23 protein-coding genes are annotated in these 24,543 nt (G+C 72.6%); 15 read left to right on the forward strand and 8 right to left on the reverse strand.

All coding sequences use genetic code 11. From position 1 onward, the window contains the following. The first annotated feature begins 98 nt into the window (after positions 1–98). The 4 genes from ACFY8U_RS15775 to ACFY8U_RS15790 all read left to right on the forward strand — a co-directional run bounded on the left by ACFY8U_RS15775 (position 99) and on the right by ACFY8U_RS15790 (position 4,279). Positions 99–1,244 (forward strand): hypothetical protein, encoded by a 1,146-nt coding sequence (locus ACFY8U_RS15775; RefSeq protein WP_389570251.1) that lies wholly within the window; start codon positions 99–101, stop codon positions 1,242–1,244. A gap of 148 nt (positions 1,245–1,392) precedes the next feature. After that, positions 1,393–2,841 (forward strand): DUF2252 domain-containing protein, encoded by a 1,449-nt coding sequence (locus ACFY8U_RS15780; RefSeq protein WP_389570253.1) that lies wholly within the window; start codon positions 1,393–1,395, stop codon positions 2,839–2,841. A 190-nt stretch (positions 2,842–3,031) separates the two neighbouring features. Then, positions 3,032–3,871, forward strand: coding sequence for a hypothetical protein (locus ACFY8U_RS15785; RefSeq protein WP_389570927.1), 840 nt, complete (start codon positions 3,032–3,034; stop codon positions 3,869–3,871). Positions 3,872–3,934: 63 nt separating this feature from the next. Then, positions 3,935–4,279 (forward strand): rhodanese-like domain-containing protein, encoded by a 345-nt coding sequence (locus ACFY8U_RS15790; RefSeq protein WP_361435315.1) that lies wholly within the window; start codon positions 3,935–3,937, stop codon positions 4,277–4,279. Between the two features lie 76 nt (positions 4,280–4,355). On the opposite strand, the gene ACFY8U_RS15795 is transcribed toward ACFY8U_RS15790, so the two are convergent. From ACFY8U_RS15795 to paaA, 6 genes are all read right to left on the reverse strand, one after another. Further along, on the reverse strand, positions 4,356–5,489 hold the full coding sequence (locus ACFY8U_RS15795; RefSeq protein WP_389570930.1) for an acyl-CoA dehydrogenase family protein: 1,134 nt from the start codon (positions 5,487–5,489) through the stop codon (positions 4,356–4,358). Between the two features lie 82 nt (positions 5,490–5,571). Further along, positions 5,572–6,660, reverse strand: a complete 1,089-nt coding sequence (locus ACFY8U_RS15800) for a 2Fe-2S iron-sulfur cluster-binding protein (protein ID WP_361435314.1) — start codon at positions 6,658–6,660, stop codon at positions 5,572–5,574. Next, positions 6,661–7,164, reverse strand: coding sequence for a 1,2-phenylacetyl-CoA epoxidase subunit PaaD (gene paaD, locus ACFY8U_RS15805; protein WP_361435313.1), 504 nt, complete (start codon positions 7,162–7,164; stop codon positions 6,661–6,663). After that, entirely contained in the window at positions 7,158–7,913 is a 756-nt protein-coding gene (gene paaC, locus ACFY8U_RS15810) for a 1,2-phenylacetyl-CoA epoxidase subunit PaaC (RefSeq protein ID WP_389570256.1), read from the reverse strand. The genes paaD and paaC overlap by 7 nt, the downstream gene beginning before the upstream one ends. Then, the gene (gene paaB, locus ACFY8U_RS15815; protein ID WP_260228409.1) at positions 7,910–8,197 is read right to left on the reverse strand and encodes a 1,2-phenylacetyl-CoA epoxidase subunit PaaB; all 288 of its coding nucleotides are present in this window, start codon (positions 8,195–8,197) and stop codon (positions 7,910–7,912) included. Before paaB ends, paaC begins: the two co-directional genes overlap by 4 nt. Next, a complete protein-coding gene (paaA, locus tag ACFY8U_RS15820) occupies positions 8,194–9,291 on the reverse strand; it encodes a 1,2-phenylacetyl-CoA epoxidase subunit PaaA (protein ID WP_389570260.1) in 1,098 nt (365 codons plus the stop codon). Before paaA ends, paaB begins: the two co-directional genes overlap by 4 nt. A 113-nt stretch (positions 9,292–9,404) precedes the next feature. On the opposite strand from paaA, the gene ACFY8U_RS15825 reads away from it, so the two are divergent. Genes ACFY8U_RS15825 through ACFY8U_RS15835 form a run of 3 tightly spaced genes read left to right on the forward strand, consistent with a single transcriptional unit; the run spans position 9,405 to position 12,210 of the window. Then, positions 9,405–10,133: a DUF5819 family protein gene (locus tag ACFY8U_RS15825; RefSeq protein ID WP_389570263.1), complete on the forward strand. Its 729-nt coding sequence runs from the start codon at positions 9,405–9,407 to the stop codon at positions 10,131–10,133. After that, entirely contained in the window at positions 10,130–11,551 is a 1,422-nt protein-coding gene (locus tag ACFY8U_RS15830) for an HTTM domain-containing protein (protein ID WP_389570266.1), read from the forward strand. The genes ACFY8U_RS15825 and ACFY8U_RS15830 overlap by 4 nt, the downstream gene beginning before the upstream one ends. Continuing rightward, a complete protein-coding gene (locus ACFY8U_RS15835; protein ID WP_361754829.1) occupies positions 11,548–12,210 on the forward strand; it encodes a TrmH family RNA methyltransferase in 663 nt (220 codons plus the stop codon). Before ACFY8U_RS15830 ends, ACFY8U_RS15835 begins: the two co-directional genes overlap by 4 nt. A 62-nt stretch (positions 12,211–12,272) precedes the next feature. Here ACFY8U_RS15835 and paaN read toward each other — a convergent pair whose 3' ends face one another. Then, complete coding sequence (gene paaN / locus ACFY8U_RS15840) at positions 12,273–13,967, reverse strand: phenylacetic acid degradation protein PaaN (RefSeq protein WP_389570268.1); 1,695 nt, start codon at positions 13,965–13,967, stop codon at positions 12,273–12,275. Positions 13,968–14,144: 177 nt separating this feature from the next. Between paaN and ACFY8U_RS15845 the strand changes: the two genes are divergently transcribed. Both ACFY8U_RS15845 and ACFY8U_RS15850 read left to right on the forward strand, forming a co-directional pair. After that, complete coding sequence (locus tag ACFY8U_RS15845) at positions 14,145–15,773, forward strand: 3-hydroxyacyl-CoA dehydrogenase (RefSeq protein ID WP_389570271.1); 1,629 nt, start codon at positions 14,145–14,147, stop codon at positions 15,771–15,773. Further along, positions 15,770–16,363, forward strand: coding sequence for a TetR/AcrR family transcriptional regulator (locus ACFY8U_RS15850; protein WP_389570274.1), 594 nt, complete (start codon positions 15,770–15,772; stop codon positions 16,361–16,363). Before ACFY8U_RS15845 ends, ACFY8U_RS15850 begins: the two co-directional genes overlap by 4 nt. A 220-nt stretch (positions 16,364–16,583) precedes the next feature. Here the strand turns inward: ACFY8U_RS15850 and ACFY8U_RS15855 are convergent, their stop codons facing one another. Further along, the gene (locus ACFY8U_RS15855) at positions 16,584–17,108 is read right to left on the reverse strand and encodes an Lrp/AsnC family transcriptional regulator (RefSeq protein ID WP_389570277.1); all 525 of its coding nucleotides are present in this window, start codon (positions 17,106–17,108) and stop codon (positions 16,584–16,586) included. 177 nt (positions 17,109–17,285) lie between these two features. On the opposite strand from ACFY8U_RS15855, the gene pdhA reads away from it, so the two are divergent. The 6 genes from pdhA (at position 17,286) to ACFY8U_RS15885 (ending at position 24,540) form a co-directional block, all read left to right on the forward strand. Further along, positions 17,286–18,446, forward strand: coding sequence for a pyruvate dehydrogenase (acetyl-transferring) E1 component subunit alpha (gene pdhA / locus ACFY8U_RS15860; RefSeq protein ID WP_389570933.1), 1,161 nt, complete (start codon positions 17,286–17,288; stop codon positions 18,444–18,446). Then, positions 18,446–19,477 (forward strand): alpha-ketoacid dehydrogenase subunit beta, encoded by a 1,032-nt coding sequence (locus ACFY8U_RS15865; RefSeq protein ID WP_389570280.1) that lies wholly within the window; start codon positions 18,446–18,448, stop codon positions 19,475–19,477. Before pdhA ends, ACFY8U_RS15865 begins: the two co-directional genes overlap by 1 nt. Continuing rightward, complete coding sequence (locus ACFY8U_RS15870; RefSeq protein ID WP_389570283.1) at positions 19,477–20,859, forward strand: dihydrolipoamide acetyltransferase family protein; 1,383 nt, start codon at positions 19,477–19,479, stop codon at positions 20,857–20,859. The genes ACFY8U_RS15865 and ACFY8U_RS15870 overlap by 1 nt, the downstream gene beginning before the upstream one ends. 389 nt (positions 20,860–21,248) lie before the next feature. Continuing rightward, a complete protein-coding gene (locus tag ACFY8U_RS15875; protein WP_389570285.1) occupies positions 21,249–22,112 on the forward strand; it encodes a DUF6457 domain-containing protein in 864 nt (287 codons plus the stop codon). Continuing rightward, positions 22,109–23,461: a molybdopterin molybdotransferase MoeA gene (locus tag ACFY8U_RS15880; RefSeq protein WP_361435303.1), complete on the forward strand. Its 1,353-nt coding sequence runs from the start codon at positions 22,109–22,111 to the stop codon at positions 23,459–23,461. The genes ACFY8U_RS15875 and ACFY8U_RS15880 overlap by 4 nt, the downstream gene beginning before the upstream one ends. After that, entirely contained in the window at positions 23,449–24,540 is a 1,092-nt protein-coding gene (locus tag ACFY8U_RS15885) for a potassium channel family protein (RefSeq protein WP_389570288.1), read from the forward strand. The genes ACFY8U_RS15880 and ACFY8U_RS15885 overlap by 13 nt, the downstream gene beginning before the upstream one ends. Positions 24,541–24,543: the final 3 nt, after the last annotated feature.

Here is a 24,543-nt window from a genome sequence, read left to right on the forward strand (position 1 = left end):
CCTGGATCACCGGATCACCTGCCCGGTTTGCTCACCACCGGTTCAGTTGTATAGTACAACGGTTACTTAGTTGTAAAAGCCAACTATGGAGGTGTGCGGTGTCCGCAGGACCCCACTCCGCGGGACCGGCGTCGACGGGTGCGCTACGGCATGTACTCGGGCACCTGCTCACCCCGCTGCTCATGTGCGTCGGCATGGGCCTCGCCTACCTCGGCGCGTTCCACGCCCCCCAGCCCCACGACCTGCGCGTCGACGTCGTCGGCTCGGGCCCCACCGCCCAGGTCCTCGCCCAGACCCTCCACGACAAGGGCGCCGGCGCCCTCGACGTCCGCACCGTCCCCGACCGTGAGACAGCGGTCTCGGCACTGCGCGACCAGTCCACCTTCGGCGCCTACCTCCCCGGCGCCCACCCCGAACTGCTCGTCGCCTCCGCCTCCTCCGACACCAGCGCCATGGCCGTCGAAAAGGTCTTCACCAAGGTCGCCGCCGCACAGGACGCACCCCTGAAGGTCACCGACGTCGCCCCCGTCTCGGACGGCGACCCCACCGGACAGGGCGTCTTCTTCCTCCTGGTCGCGCTCAGCATCGGCTCGTACGCCTCCGTCGCCGTCATCGGCGGCGCCGGAGCCGTCCTGCCCCTGCGAATCCGGGCCCTGCTCGCCGCCGGAATGTCAATCGTCGTCAGCCTCGTCGGCACGGTCTTCGCCGGACCGATGTTCCACCTCGTCGACCAAGGACTCGGCGGAGTCTGGGCGATGTCCTGGCTGTACTCGGCCGGCATCCTGCTGATCGGCGTCGGACTCCACACCTTCCTGCGGCGCTGGACCACCCTCGGCGTGATGGTCCTGTTCGTCATGCTCAACTTCACCAGCTCCGGCGGCATCTACCGACCCGAACTCCAGCCCGGGTTCTTCGGCGCGCTGCACGCCTTCTGGAACGGCGCCGGATTCGTCGAGGGCGTCCGCAGCCACGTCTCCTTCGACGGCCACGCACTCGGCGGACACCTGCTCGTCCTCGCGCTCTGGTTCCTCGCCGGAGCGGCCCTCACGGCCTGCGCGGGCCTGGCCGAAGCGCGCCGCCGCCCGGCCGCGCCGGCTGGGGCGGCGGCTGTGGCGGCGGCTGCGGCGGGCGCGGCGGGCGCGCCGGCTGTGACGTCCGGGGCGGCCGGGGCGTCTGGGGCGTCTGGGCAGTCCGGGGGCGAGGCCGACGCCGAGGAGGAGATGGAGGAGGCCGTCGGGGTCTGAGTGGCTGGCCGATGGCCTGGTGGGCACTCGCCACGTGCAGTTGTCCACAGGTCGTTGTCCACAGGGGAAGACGGGCCGCCGAACCCGGCGGTACCGTCATGCCCAGTTGATGTTGGACAGCACAGCACGAAGGCGGGGGAGGCGTCCCATGGACGAGATCCAGACAGCAGTACCGGGACCGCGAGGCACGGAGAGCGGGCGCGTCCCGCACGTGCCAGGGTTCGCCCGGCGGGCGGCTGCGGGAGCCACGAACTCCCCCAAGGAACAGGGCAAGGCCCTGCGCGCCCGCGTCCCTCGCGGCACCCACAGCACCCTCGTCCTCTCCGACGACCGACCCGACGCCCTCCGGGCCGTCGAGGAATCGAGCCGCGACCGCGTACCGGAACTGGCGCCCATACGCGTCGGACGCATGGCCGCGAGCCCCTTCGCGTTCCTCCGCGGCTCCGCCGGGCTCATGGCCCACGACCTGGCCGGCTCCCCCGTCACCGGCATCGCCGCCCAGATATGCGGCGATGCCCACGCGGCGAACTTCGGCCTCTACGGCGACGCCCGCGGCCGGCTCGTCATCGACCTCAACGACTTCGACGAGACCGTCGTCGGCCCCTGGGAATGGGACCTCAAGCGACTGGCCACCTCCCACGTGCTCGCCGGCCGCGAGGTGGGCGCCGACGAGGACACCTGCCGGGCCGCCGCCTTCGACACCGTCGGCGCCTACCGGCGCACCATGCGGCTGCTCGCCAAGCTCCCCGCGCTCGACGCCTGGAACGCCATAGCCGACGAGGAGCTCGTCTCCCACACCGACGCCCGCGACCTCCTCGGCACCCTCGAACGGGTCTCGGAGAAAGCCCGGAACAACACCAGCGCCCGGTTCGCCGCCAAGTCCACCGAAACCGTGACCGACGCCGACGGCGGCGGCCGGCGGTTCGTCGACGCACCGCCGGTCCTGAGCCGCGTTTCGGACGAGGAGGCGGCCGCCGTCGCCGCCGCGCTCGGCCCCTACCTGGACACCGTCTCCGAGGACCGGCTGCCGCTCCTCGCCCGGTACGCCGTCCACGACGTCGCCTTCCGCGTCGTCGGCACCGGCAGCGTCGGCACCCGCTCCTACGTGGTGCTGCTCCTCGACCACCGAGGCGAAGCGCTCGTCCTCCAGGTGAAGGAGGCGCGCCCCTCGGCGCTCCTCCCCCATCTGCCGGCGGTCGGCTTCACCGTTCCGGACGCGGGGCACGAAGGGCAGCGCGTGGTGCTCGGACAGAAGCGGATGCAGGTCGTCAGCGACATCCTGCTCGGCTGGACCACGGTGCAGGGGCGCCCGTTCCAGGTGCGCCAGTTCCGCAACCGCAAGGGCAGCGTCGACCCGGCCGCGCTCACGCCCGACCAGGTCGACGACTACGGCCGCATGACCGGCGCCCTGCTGGCGCGCGCCCACGCCCACAGCGCGGACCCGCGCCTGATAGCGGGCTACTGCGGCAAGAACGAGGAGTTCGACGAGGCCGTCGCGGCCTTCGCCGTCGCCTACGCCGACCGCACCACGGCGGACCACACCGACCTGGTGACGGCGGTACGCGACGGCCGGATAGCGGCTGAGCTCGGCGTCTGACGGCACACGCCTGCCCGACACCGACCGACAGCCGTCCACGGGGGGACGGGGGCGGGGGGAGGGAGGGGGAGGGGCCCCCGGAGGATCGTAGGCTGGTGGGGTGACGGACCGGAGCGAGGACGTGGGCGTGGACCAGGACCAGGGCGTGGACCCGGGCGCGGGCTCGGATTCGGGCGTGGACCCGGCGGGCGTGAGCCCGGAGGCGGATTCGGCGGGCTTGGGTCCGGCGGGCGACTCGGGTGGCGCGGCTGGAGCCGAGCGGCCTGAAGCTCGGCTGGAGAAGGCCGTGCGGGTGGCCGAGCAGGCACTGATCGAGTTCGAGATCGCCGTGGAGACCTTCCGCGTCGAGGTCGACAATTTCTCCCGGCTGCACCACCAGAAGCTCGGCCCCATGTACACGCGGCTCGACGAGCTGGACGCGCAGATCGCCGAGGCGCGGGCCGCTCGGACCGGGGATCCGGAGGATCTGCGGCGGGCGCAGGAGGCGCGGGCCGTCGTGATGCCGATGCCGGCCGTCGACGAGCTCTTCCACGACTGGATGGACTCCGACGGGCTCTCCCCCGAGGCCGCCGCGATGCTGACCGGGCAGTCGGTGCAGCCGCCCAAGCGGGTCCGGCCCGGTGAGGAGGCGCGGAAGCTGTACCGCGAGCTGGCCCGCCAGGCCCACCCGGATCTGGCGCGCGAGGAGGACGAGCGCAAGCGGCGTGAGGAGTTCATCACCCGCGTGAACGCGGCCTACGCCCGCGGTGACGTGGCGCTGCTGCGCGAGTTGTCCGAGGAGTGGGCGGCCGGTCCGGTGCCCGAGCCTGAGCGGCTCAGTGAGAGCGAGGAGCTGTATGCGCGCCTCGAGTGGCTGACGCAGCGCAAGGAACTGCTGACCCTGGTGGCGCGGGAGCTGGAGGAGAGTGCGATCGGCGCGATGCTGCGTATGGCGCCCGACGACCCCGACCGGCTCCTCGAGGAGATCGCCGAGCAGCTGCTCGCGCAGGTCGCCGAGCGTGAGGCGGAGCTCGCCGCGCTCGTGGAGTAGGTGCAGTAGGTTTCACAGGGTTCGCGTTCCGTCGAGCCGTTCGTACGAGAGAAGGCCTGTCCCATGAATTTCGCCCCGCTCCCCTCGGTGGACGTGGCTTCCGTGCCGGCCGATGCCCTGGTGCTGGACGTCCGTGAGGACGACGAGTGGGTGGCCGGGCATGCCGAGGGTGCGCTGCATGTGCCGATGAGCGATTTCGTGGCGCGCTTCGGTGAGGTGACCGAGGCGGTGGCCGACGGGCGTCGCGCGTATGTGATGTGCCGGGTGGGTGGCCGGTCGGCTCAGGTCACGCAGTATCTGGTGCAGCAGGGGATCGACGCGGTGAACGTCGACGGCGGCATGATCGCCTGGGACGCGGCCGGGCGGCCGGTGGTGACGGCGGCCGGAGCCCCGGGCTTCGTCGCCTAGGGCGCGGACGTCGGTCCCTAGGGCGCGGACGTCCGGCCCTGGGGCGCGGACGTCCGGGCTGTCTTCCCGGGCGGGTTCAGCTGAGGGAGTGGGCGGCCAGGAGGTCGCCCAGGGCTTCTTCGTGGGCCGCGGCCGGGCCGAGGGCCAGTTCGATCTGTTTGGCCCAGGCGTGGTACCGGTGCAGCGGGTAGTCGGTGTCGGCGCCGAAGCCGCCGTGGAGGTGCTGGGCGGTCTGCACGACGCGGCGTACACCTTCCGAGGCCCAGATCTTGGCGACGGCGATGTCGGCGGCGGGCGGCAGTGGTCCGCCGGCTCCGCTGCTGATGCGCCAGGCGGCCTGCCAGAGGGTGACTTCCATGGCGCGCAGGTCGATGTAGCGGTCGGCGGCCTGGACGGCGACGGCCTGGAAGGTGGCCACGGGGTGGCCGAACTGTTCGCGTTTGCCGGTGTACTGGCTTGTCATGGTGAGGACGTTCTCGCCGAGTCCGAGGGCGAGGGCGCAGGTTCCGGTGGCGAGGACGCCGCGGAGCCAGTCCCAGGCGCCGTCGGTGTCGATGACGTCGGCGGTGTCGAGGCGTACGGAGTCCAGGCGTAGTTCGGCGAGGAGTTCGCCGCTGGTGGAGTACTGCTCGGCCAGGGTGAGGCCGGGGTGGGTGCGGGGGAGCAGGGCGAGGACGGTCTGTCCTTCGGCGGTGTGAGCGGGCACGGCGATGCGGTCGGCGCCGTGGGCCCAGGGGACGGCGCTCTGGAGGCCGTCGAGGATCCAGTCGGTGCCGTCGCGGTGGGCGGTGACGGCGAGTTCGGCGGGGTCGTGGCCGGTGCGGCCGTTGGAGGCGGCGGTGAGGACGAGTTCGCCGCGTCTGACGCGGGGGAGGAGTTCGGCCGCGGTGTGTGGGTCGGCGTAGCGCTGGATGGTCATGGCGACCGCGCTGGTCTCCAGGAGGGGCACGCGGGCGAGGACGCGTGCGGATTCGCGGAGGACGAGGCAGAGGGCGATGGTGTCGAGGCCCGCGCCGTCGTGTTCGGGGTCGAGGACGAGGCTGAGCAGGTCGGCGGTGGCGAGGCGGGACCAGAGCGGTCGGTCGAAGTCGTCGGCGACGGCTCCGGGGGTGAGCGCGGGGCTCGGTACGGCGTCGGGTGTGATGCCGGAGAAGACCGCTTTGGCCGCCTCGACGGCCGCCTGCTGTTCCTCGGTGAAGGTGAAGTCCACGGCCATGCCCTCCCGTTGCCTGTCTGACGGATCGTCAAGATAGAACAGGTTCTAGGGGAAGGGAATGGGCGCGCGGGGGCGGTCAGCGGTCGAAGTCCAGCTCCACTTCCGCGGTGGCCGGGTGGGACTGGCAGGCCAGGACGTATCCGGCCTCGGTCTCCTCCGGCTCCAGCGCGAAGTTGCGCTCCATGCGGACCTCGCCGTCGACGAGGAAGGCGCGGCATGTGCCGCAGACCCCGCCCTTGCAGGCGTAGGGGGCGTCGGCGCGGGCGCGGAGGACCGTTTCGAGCAGTGTCTCGCCCTTCTGCACCGGCCAGTTGCCGGAGCGGCCGTGCAGGGTCGCCGTGAGCGTGGCGTGGGCCGGGGCGGTCGTGCTGGGTGCGGAGGCGGGTGCCGAGCCGTCGTCGACGTGGAAGATCTCCTGGTGGATCCGGGAGCGGACGACGCCGAGTCCGCGCAGGGCGCGTTCGGCTGCCTGGACGAGGCCGAACGGACCGCACAGGAACCAGCCGTCGATGTCGTCGACGGGCAGGAGCGCGGGGAGCAGCCCGGTCAGTCGTTCCTCGTCGAGCCGCCCGGAGGGGAGGCCGGCCTGCTGCTCCTCGCGGGAGAGCACGGTGACGAGCTGGAAGCGGTCGGGGAAGCGGTCCTTGAGGTCGGCGACCTCGTCCAGGAACATCGTGGAGGAGGCGGTGCGGTCGCTGCGGACGAGGTGGAACCGGGCGTCCGGCTCCTGGGCGAGCAGGGTGGCCGCCATCGAGAGGACCGGGGTGATGCCGCTGCCGCCGACCACGGCGGCGAAGCGGCCGGGGCGGGGCGTGAGGGTGAAGCGGCCCATCGGCTCCATGACGTCGACGGTGTCGCCGACGGCCAGTTCCTTCAGGGCGTACGTGGAGAACTCGCCGCCGTCGACCAGCCGGATGCCGACGCGCAGGACGGGATCCTGGCCGGTGGGGGCCGCGGCCGCGCAGATCGAGTACGTACGGCGGATCTCCTCGCCGTCCCGCGCGGTGCGGCGCAGGGCGAGGTGCTGGCCGGGGGTGTGGCGGTAGGCGTCGCGCAGCTCGGGCGGGACCGCGAAGGTGACGGCCACCGAGTCGTCCGTGAGCTGCTCGACCTCGCTCACCCGGAGCGGATGGAACTCAGCCCGTCCGGAGCGTGAGGACTGCATCTACAACTCCTTGAAGTGGTCGAACGGTTCGCGGCAGGCCGTGCAGCGGCGCAGCGCCTTGCAGGCTGTGGAGGAGAACCGGCTGAGCAGCTCGGTCTCGGTGGAGCCGCAGTGCGGGCAGCGGATCGCCAGGGTGAGGGGCACGGGGCCGCCGGCCGGGCCTTGGGGGCGGGGCGGGGCGATGCCGAACTCGGCGAGCTTGCGCCGTCCTTCGTCGCTGATGTCGTCGGTCGACCAGGCGGGGGCGAGGACGGTGACGACGGAGACGTCGGGGACGCCGTGGTCGTGCAGGGCGCGCTCGATGTCGGAGGACATCGCCTCGATCGCGGGGCAGCCGGTGTACGTCGGGGTCAGTTCGACCTCGACGCGGCCGGGGCCGAGGACCTGGACGCCGCGGAGGACGCCGAGCTCTTCGAGGGTGAGGACGGGCAGTTCGGGGTCGGGGACGGCGCCGGCGATACGGCTCAGTTCCCGCTCCAGGTCCGTCATGGCCGTGGTCACCATGTCGCCCCCGGGTGGCTGCGGTGCAGATGCTGCATCTCGGCGAGCATGCGTCCGAAGGGCTCGGTGTGCAGGCCTTGTCGGCCGGCTCCGGCGCGCCAGGCGCCGGTGTCGGGGCCGCTGGGGACGGTGAGGGTGGCCCGTTCGAGGACGGCCGTGATCGAGTCGAGCCAGGCGCCGCGCAGGGCTTCGTGGTCGACGCCGAGGCCTTCGAGGGGCTGGAACAGCTCGACGGTGTACCGCCAGAGGGCGTCGCAGGCGCGCTGCATGCGGGCGTGGCTCTCGTCGGTGCCGTCGCCGAGGCGCAGGGTCCAGTGTTCGGCGTGGTCCTGGTGGTAGGCGACTTCCTTGACGGCCTTGGCCGCGAGGCCGCTCAGGGGGCCGTCGCCGGCGGCGAGCTGTCCGTACAGGAGTCGCTGGTAGGTGGAGAAGTAGAGCTGGCGGGCGATGGTGTGGGCGAAGTCGCCGTTGGGCTGTTCGACGAGCTGGGTGTTGCGGAAGGCCCGCTCTTCGCGGAGGTAGGCCAGTTCGTCCTCGTCCCCGACGAGGGAGAGCAGGATGCGGGCCTGGCCGAGGAGGTCGAGCGCGATGTTGGCGAGGGCGACCTCTTCCTCCAGGACGGGGGCGTTGCCCGCCCACTCCCCCAGCCGGTGGGAGAGCACGAGGGCGTCGTCCCCGAGGGCGAGGGCGGCTTCGGTGATCGCGGCGGTGCCGGTGGTGCCGGCGGTCGCGCTCGCGGGTGCTTCGCTCACAGGTGCTTCACTCCCTCGGGGATCTCGTAGAAGGTGGGGTGGCGGTAGGGCTTGTCCGCCGACGGTTCGAAGAACGGGTCCTTCTCGTCGGGCGAGGAGGCGGTGATCGCGGCGGAGGGGACCACCCAGATCGAGACGCCTTCGTTGCGGCGGGTGTAGAGGTCGCGGGCGTTGCGCAGGGCCATCTCGGCGTCCGGCGCGTGCAGGCTGCCGGCGTGGGTGTGGGACAGTCCGCGGCGCGAGCGCACGAACACCTCCCACAGCGGCCATCCGTCGGTGGTCATGCCCGTGCCTCCCCGTTCGCGTGCGCGTCCGTGCTCGTGTCCGCGGTCGTGTTGGTGTTGGTGTGCGTGTGCTGCTGTGCCGCGGTGTGCTTGTCGGCGTAGGCCGCGGCCGCTTCCCTGACCCAGGCGCCTTCTTCGTGGGCGCGGCGGCGCCGGTCGAGGCGCTCTTCGTTGCAGGGGCCGTTGCCCTTGAGGACGTCCCGGAACTCGGCCCAGTCGATCGGGCCGAAGTCGTAGTGCCCGCGCTCCTCGTTCCACCGGAGGTCCGGGTCCGGGAGGGTGAGTCCGAGGGCTTCGGCCTGGGGGACGGCGATGTCGACGAAGCGCTGGCGCAGCTCGTCGTTGGAGTGCCGCTTGATCTTCCAGGCCATGGACTGGGCGGAGTGCGCCGATTCGTCGTCCGGCGGGCCGAACATCATCAACGAGGGCCACCACCAGCGGTCCACCGCGTCCTGGGCCATGGCGTGCTGGGCCTCGGTGCCCTGGGAGAGCGCGAGGAGTGCTTCGTACCCCTGCCGCTGGTGGAAGGACTCCTCCTTGCAGATACGGACCATCGCGCGGGCGTACGGGCCGTAGGAGCAGCGGCAGAGCGGGACCTGGTTGGTGATGGCGGCGCCGTCCACGAGCCAGCCGATCGCACCGACGTCGGCCCAGGTCAGCGTGGGGTAGTTGAAGATCGAGGAGTATTTCTGGCGGCCGGCGTGGAGCTTGTCGAGGAGCTCGTCGCGGCCGGTGCCGAGGGTCTCCGCCGCGCTGTACAGATACAGCCCGTGGCCGGCCTCGTCCTGGACCTTGGCCATGAGGATCGCCTTGCGGCGCAGCGAGGGCGCGCGGGTGATCCAGTTGGCCTCGGGCTGCATTCCGATGATCTCGGAGTGGGCGTGCTGCGCTATCTGGCGGACGAGGGAGGCCCGGTAGGCGTCGGGCATCCAGTCGCGTGGCTCGATGCGCTCGTCGGCGGCGACGGCGGCGTCGAACACCGCCTCGTAGGCGGCCTGGGCCGCCGCCTCGGCCGTGTCCTGCGCGCCGTGCGCGGCCGTCCGCGCGCTCTGCGCGTCCGCGGTCACTGCGGTCGCTGCCGTCCCTGCGGTCATCGCACTCCCTACCGACCGATCGTTCGGTTGAATGACTTCAATGGTCGGTCGGCGGCCCGTATGGTGTCAACCCTGTGGATAACCGAGGGTGGACCGATCGGGATCGGGGCGGGATGGAAGCGCACGACGACGCGGACGCGCACGAGGAGCGCCCCTTGCGGGAACCGGGTCCGCGCGGGGGCGCCGGGATCGCCTCGCTCTCCCTTCCGTACCAGGTCGTCGCGGCCGTCTCGCTCGCCGTCGTCGGCGTCCTCGCCTGCGTCCACCTCGCCATGGTGTTTCTGCACGTCGCGCCGTCGAACACGCTGACCAAGCAGCACGGTGCAGCGGTCGACGACTGGGTGTATCCCGAGTTCGAGCAGAACTGGAAGCTCTTCGCCCCCAACCCGCTCCAGCAGAACGTCGCCGTCCAGGTCCGCGCCCGGGTCGCGGACGCCGGCGGCACCCCGCGCACGACGGGCTGGATCGATCTGACCGCCCAGGACGCCGCGGCGATACGCGGCAGTCTCGTGCCCAGCCACACCCAACAGAACGAGCTCCGCCGGGCGTGGGACTTCTACCTGAACACGCACACCGAGGACCATCTGCCCAATGGTCTGCGGGGCAGGCTCTCCGAGAGCTACGTCCGCCGGATCGTCATGCTCCGTCTCGACGAGCAGCCGCTCGGCGGCGCGGTCGAGCAGATCCAGCTCCGCTCCACCACGCGCGGCGTTCCCGCCCCGTCGTGGAGCACCGAGAAGAGCAGCACGGAACCCGTCCACCGGGAGCTTCCGTGGTGGAAGGTGACCGCCGCCGACCTGCCGGGCGGGGCGCGTGACGACCGTACGGAGGCGGGCCGGTGAACCGATCATTCACGCACCGGTACGCCGACGGCGGCGAGGACCCCGAGGGCCGAGAGAACCGCGCGGGCGCCGAGAACGCCCAGGACGCCGCAGGCCCCGCGAGCAAGGCCCCCGCAAGCACGGCCCCCGCGAGCGGGGCCCTCGCGAACAAGACCCCCTCGGCCGAGGCCCACGTCGCCGAGGCTCCTTCAGCCAAAGCCCCCGTCCCGCCCCGGGAGCCGTTCGACCGGCGGCTCGCCCGGGGTGTTCAGCGGGTCACGGCCTCGGCGCTCGGCCCGTACCAGACCGCGATCATCCGGATCGGCTTCTCCCTGACCTGGCTGCTCTTCCTGCTGCGCGAGCTGCCCCACCGGCATGAGCTCTACGGCCCCGACGGCCCCTGGTCGTGGGAGATGGGCCGGCAGCTGATCGCCCAGAACGACGCGTTCACGGCACTGATGTGGTCGGACAGCGCGTTCTGGTTCGAGATCGTCTACGCCCTCGCCGTGCTCTCCGCGCTCCTGATGCTGCTCGGCTGGCGGACCCGCGCCACGTCGGCGGTCTTCATGGTCGGCGTGCTGTCCCTGCAGAATCGCTCCGTCTTCATGGGTGACGGCGGCGACAACGTCCTCCACCTCGCCGCGATCTATCTCGTCCTGACCCGCTGCGCCCAGGTCTGGTCGCTCGACGCCCGCAGGGCGGCCCGCGACGCCCGTGAGGCGGAAGAGGGGCGGGCGCCGCGCCGCGATGTCGTCGGCCCGCTGCTGTGGACGGTGCTGGGGGGCTTCCTGCTCGCCGCCACGTACTTCTCCGACATCACCGGCTCGCTGTGGCTCCTGGTGATGCTGTGGGTGCTGTGGCTGGCGCAGGCGCTGTGGTGGTGGGTGTGCCGCAACACCCCGGGCGAGCCCCGCACGCTCCTCGACGTCCTCGCCAACCTCGCCCACAACGCCACCCTCGTCGTGATCATGGCGGAGGTCTGTCTGATCTACGCGACGGCCGGCTGGTACAAGATCCAGGGTTCGCGCTGGCAGGACGGCACCGCGCTCTACTACCCGCTCAAGCTGGACTACTTCACGCCCTGGCCCGCCCTGTCCGATCTGCTCGGCTCCAGCGGTGTGCTGGTGCTGGTGCTGACCTACGGCACCGTGCTGATCCAGGTCGCGTTCCCCTTCGCGCTGTTCAACCGCAAGGTCAAGAACGTCCTGCTCGTCGCGATGATGCTGGAGCACGCCGGCATCGCCGTGCTCCTCGGCCTTCCCCTGTTCTCGCTCGCGATGATCTCCGCGGACGCGGTGTTCCTGCCGACGGCGTTCCTGGTGTGGCTGGGCGCGCGGGTGGGGCGCGGCCGGGACCGGCTGCTGCCGCGCCGCCGCGGGAGGGTGCCCGAGCAGCGCCGTACGGGTGAGGAACCCGCCCCCCGTACCCTCGTGGGGTGAGCACCGCTGAACAGTCCGAGCCGATCCAGTACGACGACGGGTACGCCCCCGAGGTCGGTGTGGGGCCGCATCCGCTGCCCTGGCCGGACGGTGAGCGCTACGACCCGGAGCTGCTCGCGGGCGGCGACCGGCGCAATGTCGTCGACCGGTACCGGTACTGGACGCGGGAGGCGATCGTCGCCGACCTGGACACCCGGCGCCACGACTTCCATGTCGCGGTCGAGAACTGGGGCCACGACTTCAACATCGGCTCGGTGGTGCGGACCGCCAACGCCTTCCTGGCGAAGGAGATCCATATCGTCGGCCGGCGGCGCTGGAACCGTCGCGGGGCGATGGTCACCGACCGCTACCAGCATGTGCGCCACCATCCGGACACCGAGTCGCTGACCGCGTGGGCGGCGGCCGAGGGACTGGCGATCATCGGGATCGACAATCTGCCGGGCGCGGTGCCGCTGGAGCGGACCGTGCTGCCGCGCCGCTGTGTGCTGCTCTTCGGCCAGGAGGGGCCGGGCCTCACCGAGGAGGCGCGCGAGCACGCGGAGATGGTCTGCTCGATCGCCCAGTTCGGTTCGACCCGGTCGATCAACGCGGGGGCCGCGGCCGCGATCGCGATGCACGCGTGGGTGCAGCGGTACGCCGAGATCACCCCGGGCGCGTGACCGGCAGGCTCGCGGAGAGAGGGCTCGCGGAGACCCCGTAGGGCCCCCGCGAGCCCGGAGGATCACGCCTGGCGGCGGACCTCCACCACCCGGAAGCGGTTGGCGACGAACGCTCCGTCGCACAGGGCCGCGTTCGCGGCCGGGTTTCCGCCGGAACCGTGGAAGTCGGAGAACGCGGCCGTCTGGTTGACGTAGACCCCGCCCGTCAGGTTCAGCGAGAGCTGGGCCGACTCCTCCAGGCAGACCTCCTCCACGGCGCGCTCGGTCTCGGGCGAGGTGGTGTACGCCCCGACCGTCATCGCGCCCTTCTCACGCACCGTGCGCCGCAGCAGCTCCAGTGCGTCGGTGGTCGAGTCGACGGAGACCGCGAAGGAGACCGGGCCGAAGCACTCCGAGAAGTACGCGGCGTCCGCGTCCGGCTTGGAGCCGTCCAGCTTGACGATCACCGGCGTACGGACGACGGCGTCCGGGAAGTCCGGGTTCGCCACCTCGCGGGAGGCGAGCGCCACCTCGCCGAGGCCGGCGGCGGCTTCCAGGCGCGCCTTCACGTCCGGGTTGACCAGGGCGCCGAGCAGCGCGTTCGCCCGGGCGTCGTCGCCGAGCAGACCGCCGACCGCGGCGGAGAGGTCGGCGACCACCTCGTCGTACGACTTGGGGCCCGCGTCGGTGGTGATGCCGTCGCGGGGGATCAGCAGGTTCTGCGGGGTGGTGCACATCTGGCCGCTGTACAGCGACAGGGAGAACGCCAGGTTGGAGAGCATTCCCTTGTAGTCGTCGGTGGAGTCGACGACGACCGTGTTGACGCCGGCCTTCTCCGTGTAGACCTGCGCCTGGCGGGCGTTGGCCTCCAGCCAGTCGCCGAAGGCGGTGGAGCCGGTGTAGTCGATGATCCGGACCTCGGGGCGGACCGCGAGGGTCTTGGCGATGCCCTCGCCGGGCCGCTCGACGGCCAGCGCGACCAGGTTCGGGTCGAAGCCCGCCTCGGCCAGGACCTCGCGGGCGACGCGGACGGTGAGCGCCAGCGGGAGGACGGCGCGCGGGTGCGGCTTGACCAGGACGGGGTTGCCCGTGGCCAGGGAGGCGAAGAGGCCCGGGTAGCCGTTCCAGGTCGGGAAGGTGTTGCAGCCGATGACGAGGGCGATGCCGCGCGCGACCGGGGTGAACGCCTTGGTGAGCTCCAGCGGGTCCCGCTTGCCCTGGGGCTTGGACCAGTCGGCGTTGCCAGGGGTGCGGGTCTGCTCCGCGTACGCGTACGCCACGGCCTCGAGGCCGCGGTCCTGGGCGTGGGGGCCGCCGGCCTGGAACGCCATCATGAAGGCCTGGCCGCTGGTGTGCATGACGGCGTGCGCGAACTCGTGCGTGCGGGCCGAGATCCGGGCGAGGATCTCCAGACAGACCAGGGCGCGGACCTCGGCGCCGGCCTCGCGCCAGCCGGCCATGCCGGCGCGCATCGCGGGCAGCAGGACGTCGATGTCGGCGTGCGGGTACTCGATGCCGAGCGCCGGGCCGTACGGCGAGGTCTCGCCACCGGTCCAGGCGTCGGTGCCGGGCTGGTCCAGCTCGAAACGGGTGTTCAGCAGCGCCTTGTACGCCTCGAGACCGGCGGCGGCGTCCAGCGAGCCGTTCTCGCCGTAGGCCTTGGGGTGCTCGGGGTGGGGCGACCAGTAGGCGCGGGTGCGGATGGTGTCGAGAGCCTGGTCGAGCGTGGACCGGTGCTTCTCGGCCAGGGCGTCGGTGGTCAGCTGAGCGGCGGCCATTACAGGACCAACTCCTCGTCGAGCTAGATCGATTCGGCGCGCGGAGCGCTCCGCAACGGGTGGTTGCGGAAGACGGGTGGGCAGTAAAGGACGGACAGAGTTAGAGTAACCGAACGATCGGTCGGGACAAGGGGGTCTGTCGAAGCTGTGGACAACCCATCGGGGAGGATCAGTCGTATGACCGCCAATGTGAGCGACTCCGCGCCGGACGCCGCGGCAGGCGCCGCGCCGGATTCCGGTGCCGACGCCCTCGACCGCAGCCGTACCGTCGCCGTCGTCGGCACGGGGACCATGGGCCAGGGAATCGCGCAGGTCGCGCTGGTCGCCGGACATCCCGTACGGCTCTACGACAGCGCCCCCGGCCGGGCCGAGGAGGCCGTGGCCGCCCTCGCCGCCCGCCTGGACCGGCTGGTCGAGAAGGGGCGGATGGACCGGGCCGAGCGCGACGGAGCCGTCGCCCGGCTGCATGCCGCGGCCGGGTTGCCGGACCTGGCCGACGCCGCGCTGGTCGTCGAGGCGATCGTCGAGCAGCTCCCGGTCAAGCGGCAGCTCTTCGCCGAGCTGGAGAAGATCGTCGGCGACGACACGCTCCTCGCGACCAACACCTCCTCCCTCTCCGTCACCGCGATCGCGGGAGGGCTGCGGCTGCCCGGCCGCTTCGTCGGACTGCACTTCTTCAACCCGGCGCCGCTGCTGCCGCTCGTCGAGGTCGTCAGCGGCTTCGCCACCGACGAATCCGCCGCCACGCGCGCGTACGAGACCGCGAAGGCCTGGGGCAAGACGCCGGTGCGCTGCGCCGACACCCCCGGCTTCATCGTCAACCGGATAGCCCGGCCCTTCTACGCGGAGGCGCTGCGGGTCTACGAGGAGGGCGCGGCCGACCCCGCCACCATCGACGCCGCCCTGCGCGAGTGCGGAGGCTTCCGCATGGGCCCCTTCGAGCTGACCGACCTCATCGGCCAGGACGTCAACGAGGCCGTCACGCGGTCCGTCTGGGACTCCTTCTACCAGGACCCCAAGTTCACGCCCTCCCTCGCCCAGCGGCGCCTGGTGGAGTCGGAGCGGCTCGGCCGCAAGTCGGGCCAGGGCTGGTTCCCGTACGGGGACGGCGCGGCGGCCCCCGAGCCGCACACCGCGCCGCCCGCCGAGCCCCCGGCCTCGGTGACGGTCCAGGGCGACATGGGCCAGGCGCGCGCCCTGGTCCAGCTGATCGAGGAAGCCGCGATCGCGGTCCACCACGGGGACGAGGGCGTGGCCGGCTACCCGGGCTGGATCGAGCTGCCGAGCGGCACCCGGATCTTCCTCGCCGACGGGACCGCGGCCGAGGATGCCGAGATGCCGGTGATCCACATCGATCTCGCGCTGGACTTCTACACCTGCGAGCGGATCGTGCTCGGGCCTTCGGCCACCGTGGAGGGCACCGCGCTCCAGGAGGCGATCGGCCTCTTCCAGGCGGCGGGCAAGAAGGTCAGCGTCATCCGCGACATCCCGGGCATGATCGTCGCCCGCACGGTCGCGATGCTCGCCGACTTCGCCTTCGACGCCGCCGCGCGCGCGGTGGCCGACGCCGACGACATCGACACCGCGATGCGGCTCGGCGTGAACTACCCCCGCGGACCCCTCGCCTGGGGCGAGGAGCTGGGCGTCGGCTGGGTCCTGGAGACGCTCTCGAACCTCCACGAGGAGTACCCGACGGGCCGCTACGCCCCCTCGCAGGCGCTGCGCCGCAGGGCCGCCGCCGAGCGGGTCGCCGCCGAGGCGGCCGCGCTCGAGTCGGCCGAGGCCGAGGCGGGGGCGACGGCATGACGACCGCGAAGCGTGACACGTACACGCCCGAGACGCTGCTCTCCGTCGCCGTGCAGGTCTTCAACGAGCGCGGCTACGACGGCACGTCCATGGAGCACCTGTCGAAGGCGGCGGGGATCTCCAAGTCCTCGATCTACCACCATGTCGCGGGCAAGGAGGAGCTGCTGCGGCGGGCCGTCAGCCGGGCCATAGACGGGCTCTTCGGCATCCTCGACGAGCCGGGTGCGGGGCGCGGGCGGGCCATCGAGCGGGTCGAGTACGTCACCCGGCGCACGGTCGAGGTGCTGACCGCGGAGCTGCCGTACGTGACGCTGCTGCTGCGGGTCCGGGGCAACACGGACACCGAGCGCTGGGCGATGGAACGCCGCCGCGAGTTCGACCACCGGGTGGCCGACCTGCTGAAGGCGGCCGTGGCCGACGGGGACCTGCGGGCCGATGTGGACATCAAGCTCGCCACCCGGCTGCTCTTCGGCATGATCAACTCGCTGGTGGAGTGGTACCGGCCGCTGCCGGGCGCGCACGCGGAGCGTGAGCAGCTCGCCGACACCGTGGTCCACCTGGCCTTCGACGGGCTGCGTACGGCCCGCTGAGGCCTGCTGCGGGCCGCTGAGACTCGGCTGGGGCCCGCTGAGGGCCGCTGGAGCGTTCCGTGAGGGTTGCGGGGCGCCGAGGGGGCGCCGATGCTGCGCCGAGGGCGCCGAGGCGGCCTCGGGCGTCGAGAGGCGGCCTCGGGCGTCGATTCGGTGGCCGCTGACGGGTGGCGGGCCAGGCTGCGTGCCTGCGCAGCGGCGGGCCCGGCCGCGTGCCCGCTCAGTGGTCCGGGTCGAGGTCCGTCTCCTCGAAGACCAGCAGCGTGCGCGTGGAGAGCACCTCGGGGATCGACTGGAGCTTGGTGAGCACCAGCTCCCGCAGCGTCCTGTTGTCCGGCGTGTGGACCAGCAGGAGGACGTCGAAGTCCCCGCTGACCAGCGCGATGTGCGCGGCGCCCGGCAGCGCCTGGAGCTGCTCGCGCACAGTGCGCCAGGAATTCTGGACGATCTTGAGCGTGATGTAGGCCGAGGCGCCGTGGCCCGCGCGCTCGTGGTTGACCCGGGCGCTGAAGCCGCGGATGACCCCGTCGTCGATCAGCCGGTTGATCCGTGCGTAGGCGTTGGCCCGGGACACGTGCACCCGTTCGGCGACGGAACGTATCGAGGCGCGGCCGTCCGTCTGCAGGATGCGCAGGATGTCGCGGTCGATCGCGTCGAGCGGCCGCGCCGGCGGCCCCTGCGGCGCTCCGGCCGGACTCTGGGCCAGGGCCTGCTCCCAGCCGTCGGCCATTTGTTCATCCGCCATGTCCCCCCGCCTCTCATCCATGGACGACATGTCTCTATCCCAGGCTGTGGAGAACCGATTGTCCACAGGCTGAGGGCGCCTGTAGCCAAAATGCCTCCACGACCGAACAATCGGTAGGTGAGGCGCGCCACACCCGCGCCACCCGCCTTCGGGTCTTATGCCCGCTCCCACGAGGAGGTGGACTCGTTGCAACAGCGCAGTTCGACAGTCCAAGAGCCGCCCGGTGCCGTCCCTGCCTACCGGCCCACCCCGCCCCCGGCGTGGAAGCCGCGCACCGACCCCGCCCCGCTGCTGCCCGACGCCGAGCCCTTCCGGGTCCTCGGCACGGACGCGGTGGCCGACGCCGACCCCGAGCTGCTGCGGCGGCTCTACGCGGAGCTGGTGCGCGGCCGTCGGTACAACACGCAGGCCACGGCGCTGACCAAGCAGGGCCGCCTGGCCGTGTACCCGTCGACCACCGGGCAGGAGGCCTGCGAGGTCGCGGCCGCGCTGGCCCTGGAGGACCGGGACTGGCTGTTCCCCTCGTACCGCGACACCCTCGCGGCCGTCGCCCGCGGACTGGACCCGGTCCAGGCGCTGACGCTGCTGCGCGGTGACTGGCACACCGGGTACGACCCGCGTGAGCACCGCATAGCGCCGCTGAGCACCCCGCTCGCCACCCAACTGCCGCACGCGGTGGGACTGGCCCACGCCGCCCGGCTCAAGGGCGACGACGTCGTCGCGCTCGCCATGGTCGGCGACGGCGGCACCAGCGAGGGCGACTTCCACGAGGCGCTGAACTTCGCGGCCGTCTGGCAGGCCCCCGTGGTCTTCCTGGTGCAGAACAACGGCTTCGCGATCTCCGTACCGCTCGCCAAGCAGACCGCGGCCCCCTCGCTGGCCCACAAGGCCGTCGGGTACGGCATGCCGGGCCGGCTCGTCGACGGCAACGACGCGGTCGCCGTCCACCAGGTGCTGACCGAGGCCGTGGCACGCGCGCGGCGGGGCGGCGGACCGACGCTGGTCGAGGCCGTCACGTACCGCATCGACGCCCACACCAACGCCGACGACGCGAGCCGCTACCGCGGGGACAGCGAGGTCGAGACCTGGCGGGCCCACGACCCGATCGTGATCCTGGAGCGGGAGCTGACGGAGCGCGGGATCATCGACGAGGGCCGCAAGCAGGCGGCGGCGGAGGCCGCCGAGACGATGGCGGCGGCGCTGCGCGAGCGGATGAACGCCGACCCGGTCCTCGACCCGATGGACCTGTTCGCGCACGTCTACGCCGAGCAGACGGCACAACTGCGCGAGCAGGCCGCGCACCTGCGGGCCGAGCTCGACGCCGAGGGTGAGGCGTGATGACGACCGCGCAGAAGACGACGGCGGCGGACAAGGCCAAGGCCAAGCCCGCCACCATGGCGCAGGCCCTTCAGCGGGCCATGCGCGACGCGATGGCCGAGGACCCGACGGTCCATGTGATGGGTGAGGACGTCGGCACGCTCGGCGGTGTCTTCCGGGTCACGGACGGCCTCGCGAAGGAGTTCGGCGAGGACCGCTGCACGGACACCCCGCTGGCCGAGGCGGGCATCCTCGGCACGGCCGTCGGCATGGCCATGTACGGGCTGCGGCCGGTCGTCGAGATGCAGTTCGACGCCTTCGCCTACCCGGCGTTCGAGCAGCTGATCAGCCATGTGTCCCGGATGCGGAACCGCACACGGGGCGCGATGCCGATGCCGCTGGTGATCCGTGTGCCGTACGGCGGCGGGATCGGCGGCGTCGAGCACCACAGCGACTCGTCCGAGGCGTACTACATGGCGACGCCGGGCCTGCACGTCGTCACCCCGGCGACGGTCGAGGACGCGTACGGGCTGCTGCGGGCGGCCATCGCCTCCGACGACCCGGTCGTCTTCCTGGAGCCCAAGCGGCTGTACTGGTCGAAGGCGGACTGGCGGCCGGAGGCTCCGGCGCCGGTGGAGCCGATCGGCAAGGCCGTGGTGCGGCGCAGCGGGCGCAGCGCGACGCTGATCACGTACGGGCCGTCCGTGCCGGTCTGTCTGGAGGCGGCGGAGGCCGCGCAGGCGGAGGGCTGGGACCTGGAGGTGGTCGATCTGCGCTCGCTGGTGCCGTTCGACGACGAGACGGTCTGCGCGTCGGTGCGACGCACCGGCCGGGCGGTCGTGGTGCACGAGTCGACCGGATTCGGCGGGCCGGGCGGGGAGATCGCCGCGCGCGTCACCGAGCGGTGCTTCCACCATCTGGAGGCGCCCGTCCTGCGGGTCGCCGGGTTCGACATCCCGTATCCGCCGCCCATGCTGGAGCGGCACCACCTGCCGGGCGTGGACCGGGTGCTCGACGCGGTGGCGCGGCTGCAGTGGGAGGCGGGTCACTGATGGCGCAGGTGCTCGAGTTCAAGCTGCCCGACCTCGGTGAGGGGCTGACCGAGGCGGAGATCGTGCGCTGGCTGGTGAACGTGGGCGACGTCGTCGCCATCGACCAGCCGGTCGTCGAGGTGGAGACCGCCAAGGCCATGGTGGAGGTGCCGTGCCCGTACGGGGGTGTCGTGACCGCCCGTTTCGGCGAGGAGGGCACGGAACTGCCGGTCGGCGCGCCGCTGCTGACGGTCGCGGTGGGCGGTACGGCTTCGTCCGGCACGGCGGTCTCGGCTGCGGCCGGGGCGTCGGGGGCCTCCGGGGCCTCGGCCGGGGACGCCGAGTCGTCGGAGTACTCGGGCAACGTGCTCGTCGGGTACGGCACGGCCGGACCGGCGGCGAGGCGTCGCCGGGTGCGCCACGAGAGCGCCGCGGTGGCGGGGGGCGGTGGCCGTACGGAGGCGAAGGCCCCGGCTCCGGTCCAGGCTCCGGCGCCGGTTCCGGAGCCCGTCGACGGACCTGTGCCGGTGATCTCGCCGCTCGTACGGAAGCTGGCCCGGGACAAGGGGCTCGATCTGCGCGAGGTGCGTGGGTCCGGTCCGGCCGGGCTGATCCTGCGGGCCGACGTCGAGTCGGCCCTGGCCGCCGCCGAGACGACCGCGGCGCGTCCGGTGCCGGTGCCCGCGGCCGCCGTCCCTGCCGTCGTGGCCGAAGGCGGGGAGAGGGTTCCGCTGCGCGGGGTCCGTGGCGCGGTTGCCGACAAGCTCTCGCGCAGCCGTACGGAGATCCCGGACGCGACCTGCTGGGTAGACGCCGACGCGACCGAACTCATGGCGGCGCGGGCCGCGATGAACGCGGGGGGCGGGCCGAAGATCTCGTTGCTCGCGCTGCTCGCCCGGATCTGCACGCATGCGCTCGCACGCTATCCGGAGCTCAACTCCACGGTGGACACGGCGGCCAGGGAGATCGTCCGGCTTCCGTCCGTGCACCTCGGGTTCGCGGCGCAGACCCCGCGCGGTCTGGTCGTCCCGGTGGTCCGGGACGCGGGCACGCGGACGGCGGAGTCGCTCACGGAGGAGTTCGCGCGGCTGACGGAGTCCGCCCGGCAGGGGACGCTGACGCCGGGTGACCTCACGGGCGGGACGTTCACGCTGAACAACTACGGGGTGTTCGGGGTGGACGGCTCCACGCCGATCATCAACCACCCGGAGGCGGCGATGCTCGGGGTGGGCCGGATCATCCCCAAGCCGTGGGTCCACGAGGGCGAACTGGCGGTCCGCAAGGTCGTCCAGCTGTCGCTGACCTTCGACCACCGGGTCTGCGACGGCGGCACGGCGGGCGGCTTCCTCCGCTACGTCGCCGACTGCGTCGAACACCCGGCGGTCCTGCTGCGCACGCTCTGACCCCGGCGGCTCGCGGGGCGAACCCCCCGTCTCGCGAGCCGACACCCTCCCACCCCGGAGCCCGGCCCGGAGCCCGGAGCCCGGAGTCGGCCCGGAGCCCGGCGCCCAGCCGGCGCCCAGCCCGGCGCCCGGAGTCCTGAGCCCAGCCCGGGGCCCGGAGACCGGAAACCCAGAGCGGCCCAGAGCGGCCCGGGGTGGCCCGGGCCGACCTGGGGCTCTCGCTCCCTCGCCTCGCCCCGCTCCCTCGCCCCGCCCCCCTCGCCCAGCCCGGACGGCCCGCCCCGCGCCCTCCGCGCGGCGCCCCCTGCTCCTCGTCACCGCCCCCGCTCTCGTCTCCCTGGTTGAGACGGAGGGGGGCTTTGTCGGTGGCGGCGGATCATACTGCTGGGATGACGATCGGGTGTGACGCCATCGTGCTCGCCGGCGGAGGCGCGAAGCGGCTCGGTGGGGTGGACAAGCCGGGAGTGCGGGTCGGCGGGCGGGCGTTGCTCGACCGGGTGCTCGCGGGGTGCCGGCAAGCCCGGCGCACCGTGGTCGTCGGCGGGCGGCGGGCGACCATGCGGCCCGTCGTGTGGGCCAGGGAGGATCCGCCCGGCGGCGGCCCGCTGGCCGCGCTCGACGCGGGCCTGCGCGAGGTCCGGGCCGACGTGGTGCTCGTTCTCTCCGCCGACCTGCCGTTTCTCGGTGAGGACACCGGCAAGCAGCTCCTCGACGCGCTGACGACGGAGCCCGACGCCGAAGCCGCTCTCCTCGTCGACGCCGACGGCCGTGACCAGCCGCTCGTCGCGGCCTACCGCGCCGACGCCCTCCGACGTGAAGTGGATCTCCTCACCACCGCGCACGGCACCCTCTCCGGGCTCCCGCTGCGTCTGCTCACCCAGGGGCTGCGGATCGTCCGGGTCGCCGCCGGCCCCCTCGCCTCCTTCGACTGCGACACCTGGGAGGACATCGCCACGGCCCGGGCCCGGATCAGGGAGCATGGGAACGTGCTGGACGAATGGATCACCGCAGTCAAGGACGAGCTGGGCATCGAGATCGACGTCGACACCGGCGTGCTGCTCGATCTGGCCCGGGACGCCGCCCACGGGGTCGCCCGCCCCGCCGCCCCGCTGACCACGTTCCTGGTCGGGTACGCGGCAGGCCGGGCGGCCGATGCCGGTGGTGGTCCCGAGGCGGTCGCCGAGGCCTCCCGCAAGGCCGCCGCCCTCGCCAACCGCTGGGCCGCCGAAGCGGAGCGGGACGCGGCCGGATGACCCCTCAGGAGCGTGCGGCCCAGGCCGCGGCCGGATCCGGGTCAGGGACCGACGACGACGGTGTGGACGAGGTCCTCGCCCTCGTCGCCCTGCCGCGCGGCGAGAAACCCCGGCCCGCCGAAGAACATCGCGCGACGGCCTGGCCGGCCGCGCGAGCCGTCGCAGCCCGCGCCGGGGCGGCCGTCGGGGCCGCCCGCACACCTCTCCGTACGCCCCTCGGGCAGGCGGTGGGCCATGTGCTCGCCGAGCCGCTGCGCGCGCTCACCGATCTGCCGTCCTTCGACACCTCGGCGATGGACGGCTGGGCCGTCGCCGGGCCCGGCCCCTGGGAGATCCACGAGGAAGGGGCCGTACTCGCCGGCCACGCGCCCGCCTCCCCGCTGGCCGACGGCACGGCGGTACGGATCGCCACCGGCGCCCGAGTGCCGCACGACACCACGGCGGTGATCCGCAGCGAGCACGCCCGCACCGACGCGAGCGGCCATCTGCACGCGCGGCGTGAGGTCGTGCCCGGCCAGGACATCCGCCCCCGGGGCCAGGAATGCCGCGCCGGCGACCGGCTGCTGCCCGCCGGGACCCGGGTGACCCCCGCCGTCCTCGGCCTCGCCGCCGCGGCCGGGTACGACGAGCTGCCGACGCGTCCCCGGCCCCGGGTGGAGGTCCTCGTCCTCGGCGACGAGCTCCTGACCACCGGACTCCCCCACGACGGGCTGATCCGGGACGCCCTCGGCCCCATGCTCGGCCCCTGGCTCGACGCGCTCGGCGCCGAGGTGCTCGCCACCCGCCGGATCGGCGACGACGCCGACGCCCTGGCGGCGGCCGTCACCGGCTCCCCCGCCGATCTGGTGATCACCACCGGAGGCACGGCCGCCGGTCCCGTCGACCATGTTCACCCCGTGCTCGCCCGGGCGGGTGCCGTCCTGCTCGTCGACGGGGTGAAGGTCCGCCCGGGACACCCGATGCTGCTCGCGCGCCTCGACGCCGGCCGTCATCTCGTCGGACTGCCCGGCAACCCGCTCGCCGCCGTCTCCGGCCTGCTCACCCTGGCCGAGCCGCTGCTCCGCGCCCTGGCGGGCGCGCCGGCCCCCGAGGCGTACCGCGTGCCCGTACGGGACGAGATCCACGGCCATCCGCACGACACCCGGCTGGTCCCGGTCGTCCACGAGGGCGACGACGCCGTGCCCCTGCACTACAACGGCCCGGCGATGCTCCGGGGCATCGCCGCCGCCGACGGGATGGCCGTCGTGCCGCCCGGGGGAGCACGGAGTGGAGAGGCGCTGGAGATTCTCGATCTTCCTTGGCCGATGGCTCCTTCGCACGGCGCTTCCCAGGGAGGATGTTTCACGTGAAACTTCCCAGCCGTGACGTCATGGCCCGCCACGCGGACGAGAAGACGTCCCCCTCCCGTATCCGGATGCCCCGACGCGTCGTCGAGAAGCCTCTGCGGCAGGTGACCAAGCGGCTGTTGATGGCCCTCAGTGTGCTGGCCCTCACGACCGTGATCGTCTACCTCGACCGTGACGGCTACAACGACAACGCCGACGGCAGCCTCGACTTCCTCGACTGCGCCTACTACGCGACCGTCACCCTCTCTACCACGGGGTACGGCGACATCGTCCCCTACAGCGACTCGGCCCGGCTCATCAACATCCTGGTGATCACGCCGCTGCGCGTACTGTTTCTGATCATCCTGGTCGGCACCACTCTCGAGGTCCTCACGGAACGGACCCGGGAGGAGTGGCGGCTGAACCGCTGGAGGTCCACCTTGCGTGACCACACCGTCGTCGTCGGCTTCGGCACCAAGGGCCGCTCGGCGATCCAGACGCTCTGTGCGACGGGGTTGCGGAAGGATCAGATCGTCATCGTCGACCCCTCCACCAAGGTGATCGAGACGGCGAACGCGGACGGATTCGTCGGTGTGGTCGGCGATGCGACCCGCAGCGACGTCCTGCTCCGCGCCGAGGTCCAGAAGGCCCGGCAGATCGTGATCGCCACGCAGCGCGACGACACCGCCGTCCTCGTGGCGCTCACCGCGCGCCAGCTCAACAGGGGCGCGAAGATCGTCGCGGCCGTACGCGAGGAGGAGAACGCGCCGCTGCTGCGCCAGTCCGGTGCGGACGCCGTCATCACCAGCGCCAGCGCCGCCGGACGGCTGCTCGGGCTCTCGGTGCTCAGCCCCAGCGCCGGCACCGTGATGGAGGACCTGATCCAGCAGGGTTCGGGCCTCGATCTGGTGGAGCGGCCGGTCATAAAGTCCGAGGTCGGCAAGAACGTGCGGGAGACCGAGGACCTGGTGGTCAGTGTGTTGCGCGGGCACCGGCTGCTCGGTTACGACGATCCGGCGGCCAGCCCCCTGCAGTTGACGGACCGTGTGATCACGATCGTGCGGGCTGCGCCCGTCACCCCGTTGTCCACGCCGCCCGAGTAGCCT

The organism is Streptomyces sp. NPDC012508 (genome assembly GCF_042902595.1).
Taxonomy (GTDB): Bacteria; Actinomycetota; Actinomycetes; order Streptomycetales; family Streptomycetaceae; genus Streptomyces.